The sequence below is a fragment of the Ruegeria sp. BB5 genome (assembly GCF_056539405.1).
Genome location: NZ_JBQFUX010000004.1, coordinates 275,304 through 294,391, shown reverse-complemented (window position 1 = coordinate 294,391; position 19,088 = coordinate 275,304). Strand labels below are relative to the sequence as shown.

22 protein-coding genes are annotated in these 19,088 nt (G+C 57.5%); 10 read left to right on the top strand and 12 right to left on the bottom strand.

Annotated features, from left to right (window positions below; all coding sequences use genetic code 11):
• The 3 genes from ACR0DL_RS12835 to ACR0DL_RS12825 all read right to left on the bottom strand — a co-directional run.
• The coding region (locus tag ACR0DL_RS12835; protein ID WP_480559235.1) for a GTP-binding protein at positions 1-169 on the bottom strand (169 nt) is incomplete at its 3' end.
• Between the two features lie 113 nt (positions 170-282).
• A complete protein-coding gene (locus ACR0DL_RS12830; protein WP_170360073.1) occupies positions 283-876 on the bottom strand; it encodes a hypothetical protein in 594 nt (197 codons plus the stop codon).
• Between the two features lie 98 nt (positions 877-974).
• Positions 975-3,323, bottom strand: a complete 2,349-nt coding sequence (locus ACR0DL_RS12825) for a DNA topoisomerase IV subunit A (protein WP_480689504.1) — start codon at positions 3,321-3,323, stop codon at positions 975-977.
• A gap of 203 nt (positions 3,324-3,526) precedes the next feature.
• On the opposite strand from ACR0DL_RS12825, the gene ACR0DL_RS12820 reads away from it, so the two are divergent.
• From ACR0DL_RS12820 to ACR0DL_RS12795, 6 genes are all read left to right on the top strand, one after another.
• Positions 3,527-4,135, top strand: a complete 609-nt coding sequence (locus tag ACR0DL_RS12820) for an SH3 domain-containing protein (RefSeq protein WP_254428538.1) — start codon at positions 3,527-3,529, stop codon at positions 4,133-4,135.
• Positions 4,136-4,204: 69 nt separating this feature from the next.
• Entirely contained in the window at positions 4,205-5,032 is an 828-nt protein-coding gene (locus ACR0DL_RS12815) for an SDR family NAD(P)-dependent oxidoreductase (protein WP_170398727.1), read from the top strand.
• An 80-nt stretch (positions 5,033-5,112) separates the two neighbouring features.
• Positions 5,113-5,316, top strand: a complete 204-nt coding sequence (locus ACR0DL_RS12810; protein ID WP_170350405.1) for a twin transmembrane helix small protein — start codon at positions 5,113-5,115, stop codon at positions 5,314-5,316.
• Positions 5,317-5,889 (top strand): cob(I)yrinic acid a,c-diamide adenosyltransferase, encoded by a 573-nt coding sequence (locus tag ACR0DL_RS12805; protein ID WP_170350403.1) that lies wholly within the window; start codon positions 5,317-5,319, stop codon positions 5,887-5,889.
• Positions 5,890-6,052: 163 nt separating this feature from the next.
• Positions 6,053-6,811, top strand: coding sequence for an electron transfer flavoprotein subunit beta/FixA family protein (locus ACR0DL_RS12800; protein WP_170350401.1), 759 nt, complete (start codon positions 6,053-6,055; stop codon positions 6,809-6,811).
• Positions 6,811-7,740, top strand: coding sequence for an electron transfer flavoprotein subunit alpha/FixB family protein (locus ACR0DL_RS12795; RefSeq protein ID WP_480689502.1), 930 nt, complete (start codon positions 6,811-6,813; stop codon positions 7,738-7,740). Before ACR0DL_RS12800 ends, ACR0DL_RS12795 begins: the two co-directional genes overlap by 1 nt.
• 59 nt (positions 7,741-7,799) lie before the next feature.
• Here the strand turns inward: ACR0DL_RS12795 and ACR0DL_RS12790 are convergent, their stop codons facing one another.
• The gene (locus tag ACR0DL_RS12790) at positions 7,800-8,621 is read right to left on the bottom strand and encodes a DUF6473 family protein (RefSeq protein WP_254429538.1); all 822 of its coding nucleotides are present in this window, start codon (positions 8,619-8,621) and stop codon (positions 7,800-7,802) included.
• Between the two features lie 163 nt (positions 8,622-8,784).
• Between ACR0DL_RS12790 and ACR0DL_RS12785 the strand changes: the two genes are divergently transcribed.
• The gene (locus ACR0DL_RS12785) at positions 8,785-9,660 is read left to right on the top strand and encodes a 3-hydroxybutyryl-CoA dehydrogenase (RefSeq protein WP_170350396.1); all 876 of its coding nucleotides are present in this window, start codon (positions 8,785-8,787) and stop codon (positions 9,658-9,660) included.
• A gap of 58 nt (positions 9,661-9,718) precedes the next feature.
• On the opposite strand, the gene ACR0DL_RS12780 is transcribed toward ACR0DL_RS12785, so the two are convergent.
• Genes ACR0DL_RS12780 through ACR0DL_RS12750 form a run of 7 tightly spaced genes read right to left on the bottom strand, consistent with a single transcriptional unit; the run spans position 9,719 to position 15,142 of the window.
• On the bottom strand, positions 9,719-10,618 hold the full coding sequence (locus ACR0DL_RS12780) for a lysophospholipid acyltransferase family protein (protein ID WP_425081470.1): 900 nt from the start codon (positions 10,616-10,618) through the stop codon (positions 9,719-9,721).
• A gap of 39 nt (positions 10,619-10,657) precedes the next feature.
• A complete protein-coding gene (locus tag ACR0DL_RS12775) occupies positions 10,658-10,927 on the bottom strand; it encodes an HPr family phosphocarrier protein (RefSeq protein WP_170328297.1) in 270 nt (89 codons plus the stop codon).
• Between the two features lie 2 nt (positions 10,928-10,929).
• Positions 10,930-11,337, bottom strand: a complete 408-nt coding sequence (locus tag ACR0DL_RS12770) for a PTS sugar transporter subunit IIA (RefSeq protein WP_480689499.1) — start codon at positions 11,335-11,337, stop codon at positions 10,930-10,932.
• Positions 11,334-12,227, bottom strand: coding sequence for an RNase adapter RapZ (gene rapZ, locus ACR0DL_RS12765; RefSeq protein WP_480689497.1), 894 nt, complete (start codon positions 12,225-12,227; stop codon positions 11,334-11,336). Before rapZ ends, ACR0DL_RS12770 begins: the two co-directional genes overlap by 4 nt.
• Positions 12,212-12,682 carry an HPr kinase/phosphorylase gene (locus ACR0DL_RS12760; protein ID WP_480689495.1) on the bottom strand — a complete coding sequence of 157 codons (471 nt, stop codon included), beginning with the start codon at positions 12,680-12,682 and terminating at the stop codon, positions 12,212-12,214. Before ACR0DL_RS12760 ends, rapZ begins: the two co-directional genes overlap by 16 nt.
• A gap of 4 nt (positions 12,683-12,686) precedes the next feature.
• On the bottom strand, positions 12,687-14,405 hold the full coding sequence (locus ACR0DL_RS12755; protein ID WP_170377531.1) for an ATP-binding protein: 1,719 nt from the start codon (positions 14,403-14,405) through the stop codon (positions 12,687-12,689).
• 32 nt (positions 14,406-14,437) lie between these two features.
• Positions 14,438-15,142 carry a response regulator transcription factor gene (locus ACR0DL_RS12750; protein ID WP_170350387.1) on the bottom strand — a complete coding sequence of 235 codons (705 nt, stop codon included), beginning with the start codon at positions 15,140-15,142 and terminating at the stop codon, positions 14,438-14,440.
• A gap of 345 nt (positions 15,143-15,487) precedes the next feature.
• On the opposite strand from ACR0DL_RS12750, the gene ACR0DL_RS12745 reads away from it, so the two are divergent.
• The 3 genes from ACR0DL_RS12745 (at position 15,488) to ACR0DL_RS12735 (ending at position 18,313) form a co-directional block, all read left to right on the top strand.
• A complete protein-coding gene (locus ACR0DL_RS12745; protein WP_170350385.1) occupies positions 15,488-17,086 on the top strand; it encodes a phosphoenolpyruvate carboxykinase in 1,599 nt (532 codons plus the stop codon).
• A 360-nt stretch (positions 17,087-17,446) separates the two neighbouring features.
• A complete protein-coding gene (locus tag ACR0DL_RS12740; protein WP_170350384.1) occupies positions 17,447-17,737 on the top strand; it encodes a hypothetical protein in 291 nt (96 codons plus the stop codon).
• Between the two features lie 111 nt (positions 17,738-17,848).
• Positions 17,849-18,313: a hypothetical protein gene (locus ACR0DL_RS12735; protein ID WP_174821493.1), complete on the top strand. Its 465-nt coding sequence runs from the start codon at positions 17,849-17,851 to the stop codon at positions 18,311-18,313.
• Here ACR0DL_RS12735 and ACR0DL_RS12730 read toward each other — a convergent pair.
• Entirely contained in the window at positions 18,310-19,074 is a 765-nt protein-coding gene (locus ACR0DL_RS12730; protein WP_170507402.1) for a sulfite exporter TauE/SafE family protein, read from the bottom strand. The genes ACR0DL_RS12735 and ACR0DL_RS12730 overlap by 4 nt on opposite strands.
• Positions 19,075-19,088 lie beyond the last annotated feature (14 nt).

The following is a 19,088-nucleotide window of genomic DNA, read 5'->3' as shown; positions in this document are numbered from 1 at the left end:
TGATGCCACGAGCCTTCTCTTCAGGCGCGCCGTCGATTTGGTCATACGCTTTGAAGTCACCGAAATACTTGGTGATTGCTGCGGTCAGCGTGGTTTTACCGTGATCAACGTGCCCAATCGTGCCGATGTTGACGTGCGGTTTTGTACGCTCAAACTTTTCCTTTGCCATTCCTCAGGCGCCCTTTTGCGATTTGGGGGACCCTTGGTCCCGTGGTTACATCTGCGCGCGCGAGATATTTGGTTCAAAGGGGAAAATCAAGCACATCCTGCGTTAAAAGACGGTTAAGACGCCGGATTTTGCGTAACTACACCGGATTCGAGCGGCTGGATCAGGTCTGGACGACGATCAAACCAGCCATTGTCCTTGTGTTCCTCGGCCAACCATTCCTCGACTCGGTCCGCGACCTTCAGTGCAAGCCCACTCATCTGCTCTTCCTTGGTCCGTTCGTGGCCAGAGCCCTTCAAAGCACTGCCGCCGGTCGTGTCCTCGAGAACCTGGAACTGCTTGCCCTTGGCAAGGAACTCTTTTTTGTTCACGTCATAGACGTTGACCAGGACAATGGCCGTGCTTTTCGGATTGTAGATGACCGGGATACCCGGAGGCGCAAGCATATAGCCTTCGAGGCTGATACCGATGTCGTATTCCTGCACGCCTTCATAGCGACCCAGCCGGATATCAACAGCGTTCTGAATAGCAGCGGTCCATTCATCCGGTGTGGCATCGCGGCTGACCGGCCCCTGCACCGCCTTGTCAGCAAAGGCATAATTGACCCGCAACTTGAATTCGCCCAGCGATTCCGGCTCTTCATAAAGCTGCGTTTGCGTGCAGGCGCCCATAAGGGCCAATCCGGTGATCAAAGTCAGAATGCGCAGCATAGGTTCATCTCGATAGGCCTGTTTTTCTTTGGTCTAGCGCACCGATACGGCCTGTGCCAAGCCGTATCAGCGAAATTCTACCTGCGTCCAGCGCATAATCACGAGAATTTATAGTCACGCGGGAAACCATAGGGTGGCTTTTTCCCAACACTGGCGCGCTTGGCGAGCCATTGGGACATATCCGCCTCGTGCCGGGTTTTATCCCCACCCATCGACCACTTGAGACCCTCTTCCCAGTTGAAGGTGGTCAGGTCGGACAAGCCGCCATCCAGCTCAAGTGTGCCCTGCCGTCCACGCGCCATGTTGTATTTCTGCAGACGCACGCCTTTGCCGCGGGTCATCTCGGGCAATTCTTTGGTTGGGAAGACCAGGAACTTACCGTTCTGAGACACTACCGCCACGTGATCGCCTTCGATGGGCTTACAGATCATTGCGGTTTCTTCGCCTTTGACGTTCAGCACCTGTTTACCGTTGCGGGTCTGGGCCAGCACCTCATCCTCGGGCACCATGAACCCGTTACCCGCATCCGAGGCCACAAGCAGCTTGCGCCCGGGTTTATGGATCAGGATGTCGATGATCTGCGCTTCGTTCGGTAGATCGACCATCAGACGCAGCGGCTCGCCCATGCCTCGCCCGCCGGGCAGGTTGGCGGCGCTGACCGTGTAAAACCGCCCGTTCGAGGCAAACACCAGCAGCCGGTCCGTCGTTTCCGCGTGGAAGATGAAACGCGGGCCGTCGCCATCCTTGAATTTCAACTCGCGCTTCAGGTCGATATGCCCGGTCATGGCACGAATCCAGCCCATCTGAGAGCAGACGACCGTGATCGGTTCCTTATCGATCATCGCCTCAAGGGGAACCTCTTCAACCTGTCCGGCTTCGGCAAACTGGGTACGGCGCGCACCGCCTTCGTAGTCTTTGCCAAAGGTCTTTCTGGTCTCTCTCAACTGCTCGGCGATCTTGGCCCATTGCAAGGCCGGATCGGCCAGCAAGTCCTCAAGATTGGCGCGCTCCATCATCAACGCGTCGCGCTCGCGCACCAGTTCCATCTCTTCCAGACGGCGCAAGCTGCGCAGGCGCATGTTGAGGATCGCGTCGACCTGAACCTCGGACAGCTCGCCCTCACCCGGTTTGGGTGAGACATAGTCGGCCTCACTTGTGGCACGGACATGATCGATCCCCCAGTCCTCGCGCATCAGCGCGGCTTTGGGGTCGTCGTCGTAGCGGATAATGTCGATCACACGGTCGAGGTTCAGGAAGGCGACGATAAAGCCTTCCAACACCTCAAGGCGGTGGTCGATCTTGGCCATACGGTGACGCGAACGTCGCAGCAGCACCTCTTGCCGATGATCGAGGAAGGCGCGCAGAACTTCCTTCATCGAGCAGACCTTGGGCGTGACCCCGTCGATCAGCACGTTCATGTTCAGGCTGAACCGCACCTCAAGGTCCGAGTTGCGATACAGCATTCCCATCAACACCTCGGGGTCCACATTCTTGGAACGTGGCTCAAGGATCAGGCGGATGTCGTCGGCGGATTCGTCGCGCACATCAGCGAGAATTGGAATTTTCTTGGTCTGGATAAGCTCGGCGATCTTTTCGATCAGCTTGGATTTCTGAACCTGATACGGAATCTCGGTGACAATGATCTGCCACTGGCCACGGCCCAGATCCTCAACCTCGAACTTACAGCGCAGACGGAAGGACCCGCGCCCGGTGCGATAGGCCTGCGCGATATTCTCAGGCGGCTCGACAATGACGCCACCGGTCGGGAAATCGGGGCCGGGCACATAGTTCAGCAGAGTGTCGTCGCGCGCGTCAGGTGTTTTGATAAGATGCAGGCAGGCGTCACACAGCTCGGCAATGTTATGCGGCGGAATGTTTGTCGCCATACCAACCGCGATGCCGCTGGAGCCATTTGCCAGCAGGTTTGGAAACTGCGCGGGCAGCACGACCGGTTCGGTCAGCGTGCCGTCATAGTTATCGCGGAAATCGACGGCGTCCTCGTTCAGACCCTCAAGCAGCGCCTCGGCGACGATGGTCATCCGCGCCTCGGTGTATCGCGAGGCCGCCGGGTTATCGCCGTCGATATTGCCGAAGTTTCCCTGCCCGTCGACCAGCGGGTAACGGACGTTGAAGTCCTGCGCCAGACGCGCCATCGCATCGTAAATCGCGGCGTCGCCGTGCGGGTGATAGTTGCCCATCACGTCGCCTGAAATCTTCGCAGACTTCCGGAAACCACCCGTCGCACTGAGTCGCAACTCGCGCATCGCATACAGGATTCGCCGGTGAACCGGCTTCAGCCCGTCGCGCGCATCAGGCAGCGCCCGGTGCATGATGGTGGACAAAGCATAGGTCAGATAGCGTTCGCCAATCGCGCGGCGTAGCGGTTCGGCTATCTCGCCCCCGTTGTCGGGGGCCTCCATGTTGGGGTCGTCGATCGTATCGGTCATACATGATGTGATACGCCGCAACCGCGCGCTGGTAAAGCGAGCAGCACGCATTTTACTGGGGACAAGTGGCGCTTTTTGCAACAGGGGGAGGCAACCCCCCGATTTCCCCCGTCTTTCGACTTGGACCCTGAAATATGCTACGCTGACTAGATTAGACTGCTGCCTATTTCTTGTATCTTACGATTGACCCTGGGGGATGCGCCATGACGCGCCTTGTTGTTTTTACTTTCGCTGCACTTGGTTGGTGCTTTTACGTAATGAGCGGCGGGCCGGATTTCGAACCGCGTGGCCTGCGTGCCGAGCAACCCGCTCGTATTGCAACCGCCCCGACGCAAACCATTGCTCCTGCCCAGGCCGAAGAGCTTGTGACCAATGTCGCAGTTCGTGCGCCAACTGCACGTGTGCAACCCAAGCCCGCCGTGGAAGAGGTGGTCGAATTTGTGGCCGATGATGCCACGCTGGGGTCTTTCTCAACCATTACGGTTTTCGCGGACCAAGACGCCAACATCACGCTTGCTTCGCTTGAGGACGGTGTCGCCGGGCTGCGCCAGATCACGGATGACGTACAGGAAGATGTGGCCGAAACACCCGCCATCCCCGAGCCCGAAAAAGACATTCGCGAGATTTCGGGAACCCGCGTGAACATGCGCGACGGGCCGGGTACGATCTATCCGATTGTCGGCAAGGCCACCATCGGTCAGAAGGTCGAAGTACTAAGCGAATCCGGAACCGGCTGGCTGCGCCTGCGCGTGTTGCCTCAGCAACAGGTCGGATGGATTTCGGCCTCGCTGGTGCGAAAAATCGCGAACTGACGCAGCCGTGTCATTGTCCTGACCTGAACCTCGCCATAGCTATAGATCAGGTTCAGATTCAGGAAGACCATGCAAAAAACCATTCTTATCACCGGCTGCTCCTCGGGCATTGGACTGGATGCGGCGCACGGCATGCGCGCCCGAGGTTGGCGGGTGTTTGCCTCCTGCCGTCAGCAGCGAGATTGCGACCGGCTGCGGGCACAAGGGTTTGAAAGCCCGCATATTGATTACACCGACGCCAACAGCATCACCGCGGGGCTGGCTTCGGTGTTTGAGGCGACGGGTGGCACGCTGGATGCGTTGTTCAACAATGGCGCGCATGGCCTGCCCGGTGCGGTCGAGGATTTGCCGACGGATGGCTTGCGCGCAATTTTCGAGGCCAATTTTTTTGGCTGGCACGAGCTGACCCGGCAGGTGATTCCAGCCATGCGGGCGCAAGGACATGGGCGAATCGTTCAGAACTCGTCCGTGCTGGGCCTGGTGGCCTATCCCTGGCGCGGCGCCTATGTGGCCACAAAATACGCGGTCGAAGGTCTAACGGACACGCTGCGCCTGGAACTGGCAGATACCGACATCAAGGTTATCCTGATCGAGCCCGGCCCGATCACCTCGAAAATCCGCGAAAACTCGATCCCCTTCTTTGAAAAATTCATCAACTGGCAGAACTCGCCCCTGCGAGAGCGGTACGAATCTTCGTTGTTGAAAAGACTGTACGAATCCTCGGGGCCGGATCGGTTCGAACTACCCGCGTCGGCGGTAACCGACAAGCTGGCCCATGCGGTCGAATCAAAACGGCCACGCGCGCGATACTATGTGACGACCCCGACTTATATCGCCGGATACCTGCGCCGCGTTCTGCCGACCCGCACGATTGATCGCATTCTGTCGGACGTCTGAGGCAATATTACCCGTTCGCTTTTCACACCTACGGGGCTAGATGATAGCCCAAGGAAACAAAAAACGCGGACGGTGTACCCATGGACCTAATGATGGTCGTTTTGCTGTTGGCCATGGCGGCTGTTGTCGTCGTGCTGGCGATTGGCATCTCAAACTTTGGCAAAAGCGGTAAAGAGGCCGCGATGAAAAGCAACAAGATGATGCGCCTGCGTATCCTGTTTCAGTTCATTGCCGTAGTGCTGATCGTGCTTTACGTCTGGTTGCGTGGACAAGGAGCCCAATAGATGGTCGTTCTCAACAAGATTTACACGCGCACTGGCGATGACGGCAAAACCGCTCTGGGCAATGGTGAGCGCGTTGCAAAGTATTCCGGCCGTGTTGCTGCCTATGGCACTGTTGACGAGTTGAACGCATTTGTTGGCGTGGCCCGCACCGAAGCCGAGGGCGATGTCGAAGCCGCCCTGTCCCGTATCCAGAACGATTTGTTCGATTTGGGCGCCGATTTCTGCCGTCCCGACATGGAAAAGGATGCCGAGGCCGACTATCCCCCGCTGCGCGTCGTGCCAGCCCAGATCGACCGGTTGGAAGCGGAAATCGACGCCATGAACGAAGCATTGGAGCCGCTGCGCAGCTTCATTCTGCCGGGTGGTTCGCGTCTGGCGGCACATCTTCACGTGTGCCGCACTGTTTCACGCCGGGCCGAACGGCTGGCGGTAGAGCTGACCAATATGGAACCGGTGAACACGGTTGCGGTGAAATACCTCAACCGTCTCAGCGACTGGTTCTTCGTCGCCGCACGTTGCGCCAATGAAAACGGCACGCGGGATGTGCTTTGGGTTCCGGGGGCGAACCGCTAAGTCGCGGACCATAACGTCAAAAAGCACGAAACGCGACGTCCCAAACCCATGACGTGACGATTTTGCTCTGTTGCAGGGCGAATTCAGACGTTATTCAGTCGTCCGAGAGCATTGGTGGAGTCGCAACGCGGCTTACCGTTTTTTGTGAGGAGCAAGCGCTAAAATGAAGGTACTCGTGCCTGTCAAACGCGTGATTGACTACAATGTGAAGGTTCGCGTGAAAGCGGACGGTAGCGGAGTTGATCTCGCCAATGTCAAAATGTCGATGAACCCGTTCGACGAGATTGCGGTGGAAGAGGCGATCCGCCTGAAAGAAGCCGGCAAGGCGGAAGAGGTTGTAGCCGTTTCGATTGGCGTCAAGCAGGCGCAAGAAACCCTGCGGACCGCGCTGGCCATGGGCGCCGACCGCGCCATTCTGGTTGTGGCCGCCGATGACGTGCATCAAGACATCGAGCCGCTGGCCGTCGCCAAGATCCTGGCCAAGGTGGTCGAAGAAGAGCAGCCGGGCATCGTGCTGTGCGGCAAGCAGGCGATCGACAATGACATGAACGCCACCGGTCAGATGCTGTCGGCCCTGCTGGGTTGGTCGCAAGGCACCTTCGCGTCCGAGCTGGACATCGAAGGCGACGCCGCCAAGATCACCCGCGAGGTGGACGGCGGCCTGCAGACCATCAGCGTCAAGATGCCGACCATCGTGACCGTTGATCTGCGCCTGAACGAGCCGCGCTATGCGTCGCTGCCCAACATCATGAAGGCGAAGAAGAAGCCGCTAGAGGAGAAGACCGCCGCCGATTACGGCGTAGACGTTTCCCCGCGCCTTGAGATCGTCAAGACCGAAGAGCCGCCGGCGCGTGCTGCGGGCATCATTGTTGGCTCGGTTGATGAGCTGGTTACGAAACTCAAAGATGCGGGGGCTGTGTAATGGCTGTTCTTCTTCTTGCCGAGGTTAACAATGGCGAGCTGGCGCTGGACGCCACCGCCAAGGCCGTCAATGCCGCCAAGTCTCTGGGCGACATTACCGTTCTGGCCGCTGGCGGTTCCGCCGCTGCTGCTGGAGAAGCCGCTGCAAAGATCGACGGTGTGTCCAAAGTTCTGGTTGCCGAAGACGACTCGCTGGGTCATCGCCTGGCGGAATCGACCGCCGCACTGATCGTGTCGCTGGCCGAGGGGTATGAGCACATCGTTGCCCCTGCCACCACCGACGCCAAGAACGTGATGCCGCGCGTTGCCGCGCTGCTGGACGTGATGGTGATCTCGGACGCGTCGGGTGTGGTCGACGGCTCGACCTTCGAGCGCCCGATCTATGCGGGCAACGCCATCCAGACTGTGAAATCGAACGACGCCAAAAAGGTTGTCACTCTGCGGACCGCCAGCTTTGACGCGGCGGGCGAAGGCGGATCGGCCGCGGTCGAGACCGTTTCGGTTCCGGGCTCCGAAGGCCTGTCGTCCTGGGTCGAGGACAAGGTCGCCGAAAGCGACCGGCCGGAACTCACCTCGGCTGGTGTTGTTGTCTCGGGCGGACGTGGTGTCGGCTCGGAAGACGATTTCAAACTGATCGAAGGTCTGGCCGACAAGCTGGGCGCGGCGGTTGGTGCCTCGCGCGCGGCGGTCGATTCGGGCTATGCGCCGAACGACTGGCAGATTGGGCAGACCGGTAAGGTTGTTGCCCCGGACCTGTATGTCGCCGTCGGTATCTCGGGTGCGATCCAGCACCTGGCCGGTATGAAGGACAGCAAGGTCATCGTCGCGATCAACAAGGACGAAGAAGCACCGATCTTCCAGGTCGCAGACTTCGGACTGGTTGCCGACCTGTTCCAGGCCGTGCCGGAACTGACCGAAAAGCTTGGCTGATAGCAGAAAAAGAATTTTCGCCGAAAATCTAGCAAGGCCCGCCACGTGGCGGGCCTTTTTCATTGCAGGTTCCGAATGGGTCCGACCAATGCCTCCGCGATTGACCGATGTGCCGCCGGGCCAATCATGTGCTCGGCCATCGGCTGTTGCAATGTACCGAACAACATATCCTCAAGCTCATCAGATTGCCCGGACACATAAGCCGCGGCTTCGACACAATCGGCGCAGAATGGTCGCACGGCCTTTAGCATTTCAGGAGTGACTGTGATTGGTGCCCTCTCTTCCTGACGTTCATCATTTTTTTGCGGCAGCACCTTCAGCGCCAGCAGCAGGACCGGTACCTTCAACCTTTGCAGCAGGTCGCTGATTTGCCGAACCCAGTTACGACGCAGCTCTTCTGCCACAACCTCAAAGCGGGCATCCTGACAGTCTTGCAAACGCCGCATCAAGTGGCCCACAAAATGGACATCGGTAAAGTCAACCTCGGGGTAGAGGTCGATCAGATCCTGAGTTGGTACCAAAACCCGGTCGTTGCGCCGGGGATGGACACGGTAAAAGTGGTTTGACTGGCTCAGAACCCCGGGCGCCTGTAACACACACAGTTCGGCCCCATTCAACAGCGTGAACAGGCCTGCATCGCCGCACAGCGCCTCGACTCCGCAAAACAGGCTACCCAAATTCATACAGCGCCGGTCCAGCCTGTCCTCTAGAATCGCTGCATAAGGACGGTCAACAAATCGCCCATAGGTCTCATCCCCGCCGACACAAGCCATATAGGCCGTGTCCAAAGACCTCTCTGGTCCCCGAAACCAAAGACGTGATAGACCATATTGGCATACGGCATGCCCGGCACCTGCCGAGCCTGTTTGATGATAGCTCATAACACTCACCCATTTTTCACCCGGTTGCCATCTTGCAGCCGCATGTCTTGAGAAATTCCTAATGCGCGCAATTTAGACAAAATCGATGGGTCCGATCCCCTTGCCGCCCCTACCGATCTGCCGGTACTGTCCCTTCAATCCCGAGACACAGAGGCATCAGAACATGGACGTAAAATCAGTCGGAGTGATTGGCGCAGGCCAGATGGGCAATGGTATCGCCCACGTCCTGGCCCTTGCGGAATATGACGTTCTGCTGAATGACGTGAACCAGGATGCACTGGAAGCTGCCGTCGCCGCAATCGAAGGCAACATGGCGCGTCAAGCCTCACGCGGGAAAATTACCGATGAGGCGATGCAAGCCGCCCTTAAACGCGTAAAGACGACACTGGCATTGCCGGAACTGGGGCAAACGGACCTGGTGATCGAGGCCGCCACCGAGCGAGAATCAATCAAGCAGGCGATCTTCGAGGATTTGCAGCCGCACCTGCAACCGCACACAATTCTGACGTCGAACACGTCGTCAATTTCAATCACCCGCCTGGCCAGTCGTACGGACCGGCCCGAACGGTTTATGGGGTTTCACTTTATGAACCCGGTGCCCGTGATGCAGCTGGTCGAATTGATCCGCGGGATCGCTACGGACGAAGAAACCTTCAACACTTGCAAATCCGTGGTGGATCGTCTGGGTAAAACCGCCGCCAGCGCCGAGGATTTCCCCGCCTTCATCGTGAACCGCATTCTGATGCCGATGATCAACGAGGCGGTCTATACCTTGTACGAAGGCGTGGGCAATGTGCAATCCATCGACCAATCCATGAAATTGGGCGCCAATCACCCGATGGGGCCGTTGGAATTGGCCGATTTCATTGGTTTGGACACCTGTTTGGCTATCATGAATGTGCTGCACGAAGGATTAGCCGACACAAAATACCGCCCCTGCCCGTTGCTGACCAAATATGTCGAAGCCGGATGGCTGGGCCGAAAAACCGAACGTGGGTTTTATGACTATCGGGGCGAGGTTCCGATTCCGACCCGATAAGGCAGAGGGGGCCAGCCCCCTCACCTCCAAGGTATTTTTGGCCAGATGAAGAAACGGATCAGTTTTGTTGCGTTTCGGCCAGCGACATCGTGCGTTTTCTGAGCCAAGCCATGAAGCCACGCGGGTCGCGTTCCAGCAATTGCATGTCCTCGTCCGAGATCGGATCGCCGATAACCGGTGATTGCGGTTTGTTGCACGACCGCACGATCTCATGCAGTAGAAGGCCTTGTCGCAGGATCGGGGACAGCTTGTTGGCTATCTGATAGGCGCGAGAGTTTCTGCCCGGAAAGAAGATCGGAACCACTTTGGCACCGGACCGGCGGATCATCTTGGCGGTGAACACGTTCCACTCCCGCTCTTGCGCCGGGCCGAACCAGTCGTCCGAGGACATCACCACGCCTGACGGGAACAAGGCAACGACACCACCTTCTTTCAGGTGGTCCATCGACTTGCTGCGCATTTCCAGCATCTTGGTTTGCGCCTCGGGGTCATGGGGAAATGGCACCGGGATCATGAACGACGTCGCGGCTTCGTCCAGCCCCGTCAGAACAGAACGGGTAAGGATGCGGTAATCGCTGCGCACCTGGCCAATGAGTTCAGCCAAGATCATCCCGTCAACCATACCGTGGGGGTGGTTCGCCACCACAACAACGGGACCCTCTTTAGGTATACGGGCGATTTGTTCCTGAGGGGTGGTCAGGTCGATGCCCATCGTCTTGAGCGCACCACCCCAGAACCGTTGGCCGCGATAATATTCGTTCTTCTTTTCGAACTTGTTGACCATACGCAAAATGGTCAGCTTGCCAGTACACCATTCGATGGCGCGAATGGCCGTCGACGTCCAGACGTCATCGAACGAATTCGCATAGGTCAGGGTTCTACGATCGTAGATCTCACCCTGATCTGTGGTCCCATCCACCACTGGGCCGGTCTTCGTCTCGTGCGTTGTTTCCGCCAATTCCAGGTCTTCCCGTTCTTCGTTACGCGGCGGATGAAATCAGAAACCTTCCCCGAACTTGTCGTTCACCAGGGTTTCCAAGGCATCAGCCAACGCCTCAGCATCCGGTCCGGACGTCTCGACGTCAATAGTCGTTCCGCGCGAGGCTGCCAACATCAAAAGGCCCATAATACTGTCGCCCGATGCAGAAAATCCGTCTTTGGATACTTCGGCCTGTGCGTCAAAGCCCTCGACCACCTCAACCAACTTGGCCGAGGCGCGGGCATGCAAACCTTTTTCATTAATGATTTTCAGGCTTCGATTGGTCATTCTTAATCTGTCCGGTCTTCTTCTAATGTAATGTTTTGCGCATTGATATATTTGCGTCCAGCCTCCATCGCCTGCCGCACGGCATCCGCAATCGGCAGGTGGCGGGTTTTGGCCAGTTTGATCAACATAGGCAGATTAGCACCGTAAAGGATACGGCGATCCTGCGGTGCGCAGGCGCGCAGGCTAAGATTCGATGGGCTACCTCCGAACAGATCGGTTACAACAACAACCCCATCCCCGACATCGACGCTGTCAGCCGCAGCACAGATTTCAGCCTGTTTTGCGGCACGGTCATGGTCAGCCTCGATCGAAATCGCGACCAGGCCGGGCTGCTTTCCGACCACATGTTGCATCGCGGCCAGATACTCTTTGGCCAAACCACCATGTGCTACGAGTACGATCCCGATCAATCCGACCTCACATTCAACGATCGACGTTCTATTTCGCGGTGCCTAATTGCCACTTGCTGCCCCTCCTCTGCAAGGGCCTTTGCAACCGCTTCGGCCATGGCCACCGATCTGTGTTGCCCTCCGGTACACCCAAAGGCCACGGACAGGTGTGCTTTGCCTTCGGCACGGAAGGTCGGCAACAAGAGTTTTAGCAGATCCAGCACCCGGTCGAAAAACGGTGCGTAGTTCGTGTCCGACTGAACATAGCGCGCGACATTGATGTTTCGACCGTCTTCTGCACGCAGTTCGGGACGCCAATATGGATTGGCAAGAAACCGGCAGTCGAAAACCATATCCAATCCGCGCGGCAAACCGCGTTTATACGAAAAGGATTCGATCGACACCGCCAGGTGCCGACCATCCTTGGGGGCGAACCAGCGTTCGACCTCTTCGCGCAATTGGTGGATGTTCAGCGGGGTGGTGTCGATCAGCGTATCGGCAATCTCGCGGATTGGGGCCAACAATTCCTTTTCCTGCCGCACACCGGTTTCCGGACTGGCATCGGTGGCCACAGGGTGCCGACGCCGGGTTTCCGAAAAACGCCGCAGCAACACCTCATCGCTACAGTCCAGATAGAGTGTCGTCAAATCCACCTGTTCCATCCGTCGCAACCCAACGGCCAGTTCAATAAATCCGGTGGTCGAGAAATCGCGGTTGCGGGCATCGATGCCCAGCGCCATTGGACGATCGCTTTGCGGGCCGTCCAGCAGGCGCATCAACAAGCCCATCGGCAGGTTGTCGATGGCCTCAAAACCCAGATCTTCGAGAACACGGATCGCCGTCGAACGGCCCGCGCCCGAGGGGCCGGTTACCAGAACGATGCGCCGTTGCGAGGTCATGTGCTGGGCCATTCCGGGTCCACGCGTCCCATTTTCAAAAGTTGCATGAGTGCTGCCGCCAAATTGGGGACGCCTGCCGCCCGTAGCAAGGGAACGGATTGCTTTAGAACTAGGGTCTTATCGGGATCGGGCAAGCGGGCGGGTTCGTTTTGATCAAGATCCACCACATAGCGGATCGGCGTTGTCCCCGCCGTGTGCGCCCGAAGCAAACCAATGCCCCGTGCCTCAATCAATCCACGTAGGTTTGGAGCAGTATCAGCCATAGCCATATCGCCCACCATCGACAGGGTAACTCGGTCGTCAGACACCAAAGTTGCGCCATGCGCCATCATCTGCAAGGCCAGCGCCGATTTGCCCGAACCCGACTGCCCCAGAATCAATGCGCCTTGCCCATCGACGGCAACACATGTCGCATGGAGGATGGCCTTGTCTTGATGTTGGATGTCCAAGAGGGTCTTGCCGCTCATGCGCTTATACAGGCAGCCCCACGACAAAGCGCGCGCCTTGTGGGTCTGATGTAATATCTGCCTCGGTTGGGCGGATGTTCTCGGCCCAAATCACGCCGCCATGGGCCTCGACAATCTGTTTCGAGATCGCCAGTCCAAGGCCCGAGTTATTGCCGAAATGCTCATCGGGACGCTGTGAATAGAACCGTTTGAAGATTTTGGTCAGCGCCTGTTCCGGGATGCCCGGGCCGGTATCCTCGACCACGATCAATACCCGGTTTTCGCGACGCCGCACCCAGACGCGAATGGCATCGCTGTCTTCGCAGAAAGAAATCGCATTGGTGATCAGGTTGACGAATACCTGCGCCAGCCGCGCTTCGAGCCCGTTCACGATAATCGGCTGAGACGGCAGGTCAGTGATATAGTCGATGCCTTTGGTACGGGCCTCTTCGCCCAGATATTGACCGATATTGCCCAGCAATTTCAGCAGATCAAAGGGTTGTTCCTCTTCTTTGACCAGTTCGGCATCCAGACGCGATGCGTTCGAAATATCGCTTACCAGACGATCCAGCCGCCGCACATCATGTTCTATCACGCCCAACAACTTGTCGCGTTGGTCGTCGCGTTTGACCACGCGCAGGGTTCCCACCGCGGATTGAAGGCTGGCCAACGGGTTCTTGATCTCATGCGCCACATCGGCGGCAAACTGTTCGTTCGCATCGATACGATTATACAGCGCTGTTACCATCCCACGCAGGGCGCGGCTGAGGCGTCCGATTTCATCCGGCCGCGCACTGAGGTCCGGGATGCGGATACGGCCGGGATTTACCCCGGCACCGCGATCTTTGCCCATCTCGGCCGCAGCGGCCAGATCGGCCAACGGGTTGGCGATGGTCGAGGCCAAAACAAGGCTGAGACCGATGGACACCAGCAATGCCACAACAAACATCTGCAAAATGCGTTCCTGCGCGCGCCGGGCCAGCGCGTCAATCTGTCCAGCGGGACCAGCCATTGCGACGGCGCCCACCGGCTCGCCGCTTTGCAGGATCGGAGCCGCTGCCACGATGACCGTTTGACCAGCGTCATCCTTTACCGCCTCAATCTGCTTCTGCCCCTGAATCGACAATGGAATGATTTCCTGCACGCGCTGCGCCAGCGTTGGTGCTTCGTCGGGGTCGGAACGGGTGAACACCCGGGACAGCCCGGTCCACACAGCGTTCAGTGCGTCACTGATCAGGGTACTTCCGGTCTGCACTTCGGCTTCGGTTTTCAGCAATGCATAGGTCTGCGTTGAGGTCGAAACCCCGCGCGTCCAGCCGATCAGCGTTCCATCCATGTCATAGACAAAGACCTCGCCGCCGTCAGGCAGGCTAAGCCCCGCCAGCGTATCCTTAACGTCCAACGCCGCCGCATCCTGTGCGGTTCCGGATTGGTTTTGACGCAGCTGGGCTTCGAACACATTGCTGACTAGCTGCGCGTCCCCGATCAGGTTGCGCGCAGTCTGCTGGACCTGCTCTTCGCGAGAATCGTCGAGATACAGCAACCCGGTGACCAGGATCACAAGGGCAATCAGATTGAAGGTAATAATTCGACGCGCAAGGGGCGACCCGCGCAGCGAGAACATGTTGCGACGTCGGCGCGAGGCCCGGAGTTCAGCCGAATCCGGGTCTTGTGGGATGACCCAATCATCCCCCAGAACGACGTCACCGTCGCGCAACTCGTTTGCTTGTTCCGTATCGCGCACGAGACCCGGTTACCCCTTCTCAGTGGCCACACTTATTCTTCGTTGTACCTGTATCCGATACCATACAGCGTTTCGATGGCCGAAAACTCAGGGTCTGCGGTGCGCATTTTCTTGCGCAGGCGCTTGATGTGGCTATCGATGGTCCGGTCGTCGACATAGACTTGGTCATCATATGCAACATCCATCAGCTGATCACGGCTTTTGACAAAGCCCGGTCGCTGCGCCAACGCCTGAAGCAGCAAGAACTCGGTCACCGTCAACGAGACATCCGCACCCTTCCAACTGACCGCATGGCGCAACGGGTCCATCCGCAGTTCGCCACGTTCCATCACCTTGGTTTCGCCGGTATTGGCGTTGGTCGCATCACCCGCCGTCGCCTCTTGCCGACGCAGCAATGCGCGGATGCGTTCGACCAGCAAACGTTGGGAAAAGGGCTTTTTTACATAGTCGTCCGCGCCCATGCGCAGGCCCAAAACCTCATCGATCTCATCATCTTTCGAGGTCAGAAAGATCACCGGCATCTGGGTTTTCTGTCGCAGCCGTTGCAACAGATCCATACCGTCCATACGCGGCATCTTTATATCCAGCACGGCCATATCGGGCAGTTTCTTGTTGAAAGCATCCAGAGCCGCCTGCCCATCATTATAGGTTTCGACTTCGAATCCTTCAGCTTCGAGCGTCATGGACACTGACGTCAGAATGTTTCTGTCGTCGTCCACCAGTGCAATCTTTGACATCGGGTTCACCCCTATTCCTGCTCACCTACGCAATAATACGCTTTTTTGTAAGTCATTGTTGGCGGTTTTGACGCGCCGAATCAATCCGTAACTGCGAATCATGCCATTCTTGCGGCAGCTATGCGGCAAAAATGCCTTGCAGCCCGCAAAATACTGCCCAGATTTCCATCAGGAAATTCTTGGTGGCGCTAAACTTGAGCTTGGTGGCGCTAACTGCGCCAAACCGTCCTGTTCATGCCCTAAACGACCGTGATAAGAGGCGCTTGACCGCCGGGTTTTTCCGGCAAATGCCCCAAGAGCGCATCCAGGCCAATCGCCAATGCGCCGCCACAGGAGAAGACACACATGACATCTGGACGGGTTAACCCGCAATTCCGCCTCGAAGATCAGGGCATCGAGGGATTGGGCAATGTCTATTACAACTTCATGGAACCGGCGCTGATTGAAGAGGCGTTGAAGCGTGGCGAGGGTACACTTGGCAACGGCGGGGCATTTCTGGTCACTACCGGCAAGTTTACCGGTCGCTCACCCAAGGACAAACATGTTGTCAAAACTGAAAGCGTCCTTGACTCTATCTGGTGGGAAAACAACGCCGAGATGAGCCCCAAAGGCTTTGATGCGCTTTATGATGATATGCTGGCTCACATGAAGGGCCGGGATTATTTCGTGCAGGACCTCGTTGGCGGAGCAGACCCAGCCTATTCGATCAACGTTCGGATGGTCACCGAGCTGGCCTGGCACAACCTGTTCATCCGCCACCTGTTGCGCCGTCCGGATCGCGAGGATTTGGATGAATTCATCGCGGATTTCACCATCATCAACTGCCCCAGCTTCCAGGCCGACCCGAAAAAGCACGGCTGCCAGTCTGAGACGGTGATTGCACTGAACTTCGATCGCAAGCTGATCCTGATCGGCGGCACGGAATACGCAGGTGAAAACAAAAAGTCCGTATTCACCCTGTTGAACTACATGCTGCCGGAAAAAGGTGTGATGCCGATGCATTGCTCGGCCAACCACGCAGTTGGCAATCCAGTCGACACCGCTGTTTTCTTTGGCTTGTCCGGCACGGGTAAGACTACCCTGTCGGCCGACCCGTCGCGTACGTTGATCGGTGACGACGAGCATGGCTGGTCGGATCGCGGCACCTTCAACTTCGAAGGCGGCTGCTATGCCAAGACCATCAATCTGAATGCCGAGGCCGAGCCGGAAATCTATGCGACAACCAGCAAATTTGGCACGGTCATCGAAAACATGGTTTTCGACCCCGAAACCAAGGAACTGGATTTCGACGACGACTCGCTGACCGCAAACATGCGCTGCGCTTATCCGCTCGAGTATATCTCGAACGCGTCCAGCAGCGCGCTGGGGGGGCACCCCAAGAACATCATCATGCTGACCTGTGATGCGTTCGGCGTTCTGCCTCCGATCGCGCGACTGACCCCGGCACAGGCGATGTACCACTTCCTGTCGGGCTTCACATCCAAAGTGGCCGGAACCGAGCGTGGCGTCACTGAACCCCAGCCGACCTTCTCGACTTGTTTCGGCGCGCCGTTCATGCCGCGCCGTCCGGAAGTTTACGGCAACCTGCTGCGTGAAAAAATCGCTCAGCACGGCGCGACCTGCTGGCTAGTGAATACCGGCTGGACCGGCGGTGCCTACGGCGTTGGCTCGCGGATGCCGATCAGAGCCACCCGTGCGCTGCTGACTGCGGCACTGGACGGTTCGCTGCGTGATGCCGAATTCCGCAAGGACGCAAATTTCGGCTTTGACGTGCCGGTGACCGTACCCGGCGTAGCCGAGGTTCTGCTGGACCCGCGCCGCACTTGGGACGATCAGGCGGCATTCGACAAACAGGCCGAGAAACTGGTGAAGATGTTCGCCGAGAACTTTGAGCAGTACCTGCCGTTCATCGACGACGACATCAAAGCCGTTGCAATCGGGTAATTGGACAAGGGGGCGCTGACGCCCCCTTTTTCCTTAGAGGGTATCGCGAAAATACTCTCTCTAAAGTTGCATAATGCAGACTTCACGTACAAATGCGTTGCCCGGCATGCCTGCCTGAGGTAATTTCGACGCTATTGAAATGAATAAGCCCGGCGCTTACGCACCGGGCGGAAAGTAAAAAGACCTTTGGGTGGCTCGGGCGAACTCTCACATCAGCACGATGAGCAACCTGAAAACGTGACTAGTGTAAGCTAAAGGGGATGAGTGTCAATATGAGACTTACTGATATTGTTTAAGAAATCGGTATATCGCATTTTGCCGCCGAGCAGCGGCATCGACACGAAGAGCGACAGGTAGAATATGACAGAAATCTCAAAACTGACCGAACTGCGTAAACTGATGCAGAGCATGGAACGGACGCTGGGCCTGGAACAGCTGTCTCCGGTTGAGCGTGACATTTATTACGCCGCCGAAGAGCTGTCCAAATCCGATGACGAAGTGCGCACATTCGGCTTGATTGAACACACGCTGGTTCAAAGCGTCTCGCGCCCGACATTCTTTCGTGCGCTGAAATCGTTGGTACAGAAAGGGTATCTGTCGCAAAGCGGTACCGCCAACCGGGGCCGGTATATCGTTCATGCACCCAAGTAATGCCTTCTTCCTGCGTACAGGTGGCTGATCAACGTGCGCAGGTGGGCTACTGACACGCTCTTTGCCTCATCGGCTTATGTCGTCGCATCGTACCTCACTTTTGAGGTCCTGATGCCGCTTCAGAACGTGTTTTTTCCGGAATACCCCAGTCGGGCCAGTCTTTTGTTTCTTCCGCACGGGGTGCGGGTTCTATCGGCGTGGCTGTTAGGATGGCGGGCGATATTCGCCTTGTTGCCCGGCGTTTTCCTTGTTTTTGCCGTTCTCGGCGGCAGCGACGTGTTTCTGCCAAGCCGACTGATGGCGATATTCATTGCCGTCACCACCGTTCCTGCGGTGTTCTATCTATTTAAGTGGGCAGGTTGGGATCTGTTTCCCCGACCGGATCGCAAACCTTGTTGGTTATGCGTCATGGGGGTTGGGATCGTCACCTCCTTCCTTGTCTCGGGGTTGACCAATCTGGCTTTTGGCAGCGCGCGCGTCGAATATGTCGCCTTTCTGATCGGTGATATCTCAGGCCTGTTTTTCCTGATGCTGGGGCTATATTTTGCCTTTCGGCTTGCGGACAGGCGCCACTAACCGATTAGCGCGCGACGAAGCAGATTCACCCCTGCGACCAGCAAAACCAGCAACGTTACCTTTCGAAACAACGCCTGATCGATTCGTGATTGCAACTGCAAGCCCGCCCACATACCAAACAGTGCCGGCAGGACCAAAGCAACCGAGAAAGGTGCCGTCTCGCCTCGCAAAATGCCCGACGCTATGTGCGCCAGCAACAATGCCACTGATCCCAGTCCGTATATCACGCCTTGCACGCGCATCTGCACTGCCTTCGGTGTGTTCAGTGCAGTCAGATAGGCGACGGTTGGCGGCCCCCAGATGCCGGACATCCCTCCGATAAACCCGGCAATCGCGCCTATGCCCACCTCGACACGTGCCGATGGTTTGCTCAGTGTCAACTGCATTCCCAGCACTTGAAACAGCGCGAAAACCGTAACCGGAAGGCCAATCATCAACAGAAACGTGGACGCGGGCACGGCGCTGACAACCTGGGCCCCCAACAGCAGGAACACAAAACCTACCATCAAGAAGGTACGGAACTGCTTGATCGCGGACACGGCGGCGGGCACCCCCTCGCGCAGGGCCTGAAACACGTTGGTTACCAGCGTTGGTAAGATCAACCCGGCGATCGCCAGATCGGGCGGCAAGAACATACTCAGCCCCGACACCAGAACCATCGGCATGGCAAATCCAACCATGCCCTTAACCCACCCCGCAACAAAAGCAAGGGCGGCGGCCAGCATCAAGTCATGCGGACTGAGTAAGGAAAACAATGTCATGCGCCCGTGATAAC

Excerpts from the sequence above, each read along its gene's own strand:
- ACR0DL_RS12825 (WP_480689504.1), bottom strand. The coding sequence starts at position 3,323 with ATGACCGATACGATCGACGACCCCAACATGGAGGCCCCCGACAACGGG.
- ACR0DL_RS12830 (WP_170360073.1), bottom strand. The coding sequence starts at position 876 with ATGCTGCGCATTCTGACTTTGATCACCGGATTGGCCCTTATGGGCGCC.
- ACR0DL_RS12815 (WP_170398727.1), top strand. The coding sequence starts at position 4,205 with ATGCAAAAAACCATTCTTATCACCGGCTGCTCCTCGGGCATTGGACTG.
- ACR0DL_RS12800 (WP_170350401.1), top strand. The coding sequence starts at position 6,053 with ATGAAGGTACTCGTGCCTGTCAAACGCGTGATTGACTACAATGTGAAG.
- ACR0DL_RS12730 (WP_170507402.1), bottom strand. The coding sequence starts at position 19,074 with ATGACATTGTTTTCCTTACTCAGTCCGCATGACTTGATGCTGGCCGCC.
- ACR0DL_RS12760 (WP_480689495.1), bottom strand. The coding sequence starts at position 12,682 with ATGAGCGGCAAGACCCTCTTGGACATCCAACATCAAGACAAGGCCATC.
- ACR0DL_RS12750 (WP_170350387.1), bottom strand. The coding sequence starts at position 15,142 with ATGTCAAAGATTGCACTGGTGGACGACGACAGAAACATTCTGACGTCA.
- ACR0DL_RS12745 (WP_170350385.1), top strand. The coding sequence starts at position 15,488 with ATGACATCTGGACGGGTTAACCCGCAATTCCGCCTCGAAGATCAGGGC.
- ACR0DL_RS12790 (WP_254429538.1), bottom strand. The coding sequence starts at position 8,621 with ATGAGCTATCATCAAACAGGCTCGGCAGGTGCCGGGCATGCCGTATGC.
- ACR0DL_RS12805 (WP_170350403.1), top strand. The coding sequence starts at position 5,317 with ATGGTCGTTCTCAACAAGATTTACACGCGCACTGGCGATGACGGCAAA.
- ACR0DL_RS12810 (WP_170350405.1), top strand. The coding sequence starts at position 5,113 with ATGGACCTAATGATGGTCGTTTTGCTGTTGGCCATGGCGGCTGTTGTC.
- rapZ (WP_480689497.1), bottom strand. The coding sequence starts at position 12,227 with ATGGCCCAGCACATGACCTCGCAACGGCGCATCGTTCTGGTAACCGGC.
- ACR0DL_RS12740 (WP_170350384.1), top strand. The coding sequence starts at position 17,447 with ATGACAGAAATCTCAAAACTGACCGAACTGCGTAAACTGATGCAGAGC.
- ACR0DL_RS12735 (WP_174821493.1), top strand. The coding sequence starts at position 17,849 with ATGCCGCTTCAGAACGTGTTTTTTCCGGAATACCCCAGTCGGGCCAGT.
- ACR0DL_RS12785 (WP_170350396.1), top strand. The coding sequence starts at position 8,785 with ATGGACGTAAAATCAGTCGGAGTGATTGGCGCAGGCCAGATGGGCAAT.
- ACR0DL_RS12820 (WP_254428538.1), top strand. The coding sequence starts at position 3,527 with ATGACGCGCCTTGTTGTTTTTACTTTCGCTGCACTTGGTTGGTGCTTT.
- ACR0DL_RS12795 (WP_480689502.1), top strand. The coding sequence starts at position 6,811 with ATGGCTGTTCTTCTTCTTGCCGAGGTTAACAATGGCGAGCTGGCGCTG.
- ACR0DL_RS12775 (WP_170328297.1), bottom strand. The coding sequence starts at position 10,927 with ATGACCAATCGAAGCCTGAAAATCATTAATGAAAAAGGTTTGCATGCC.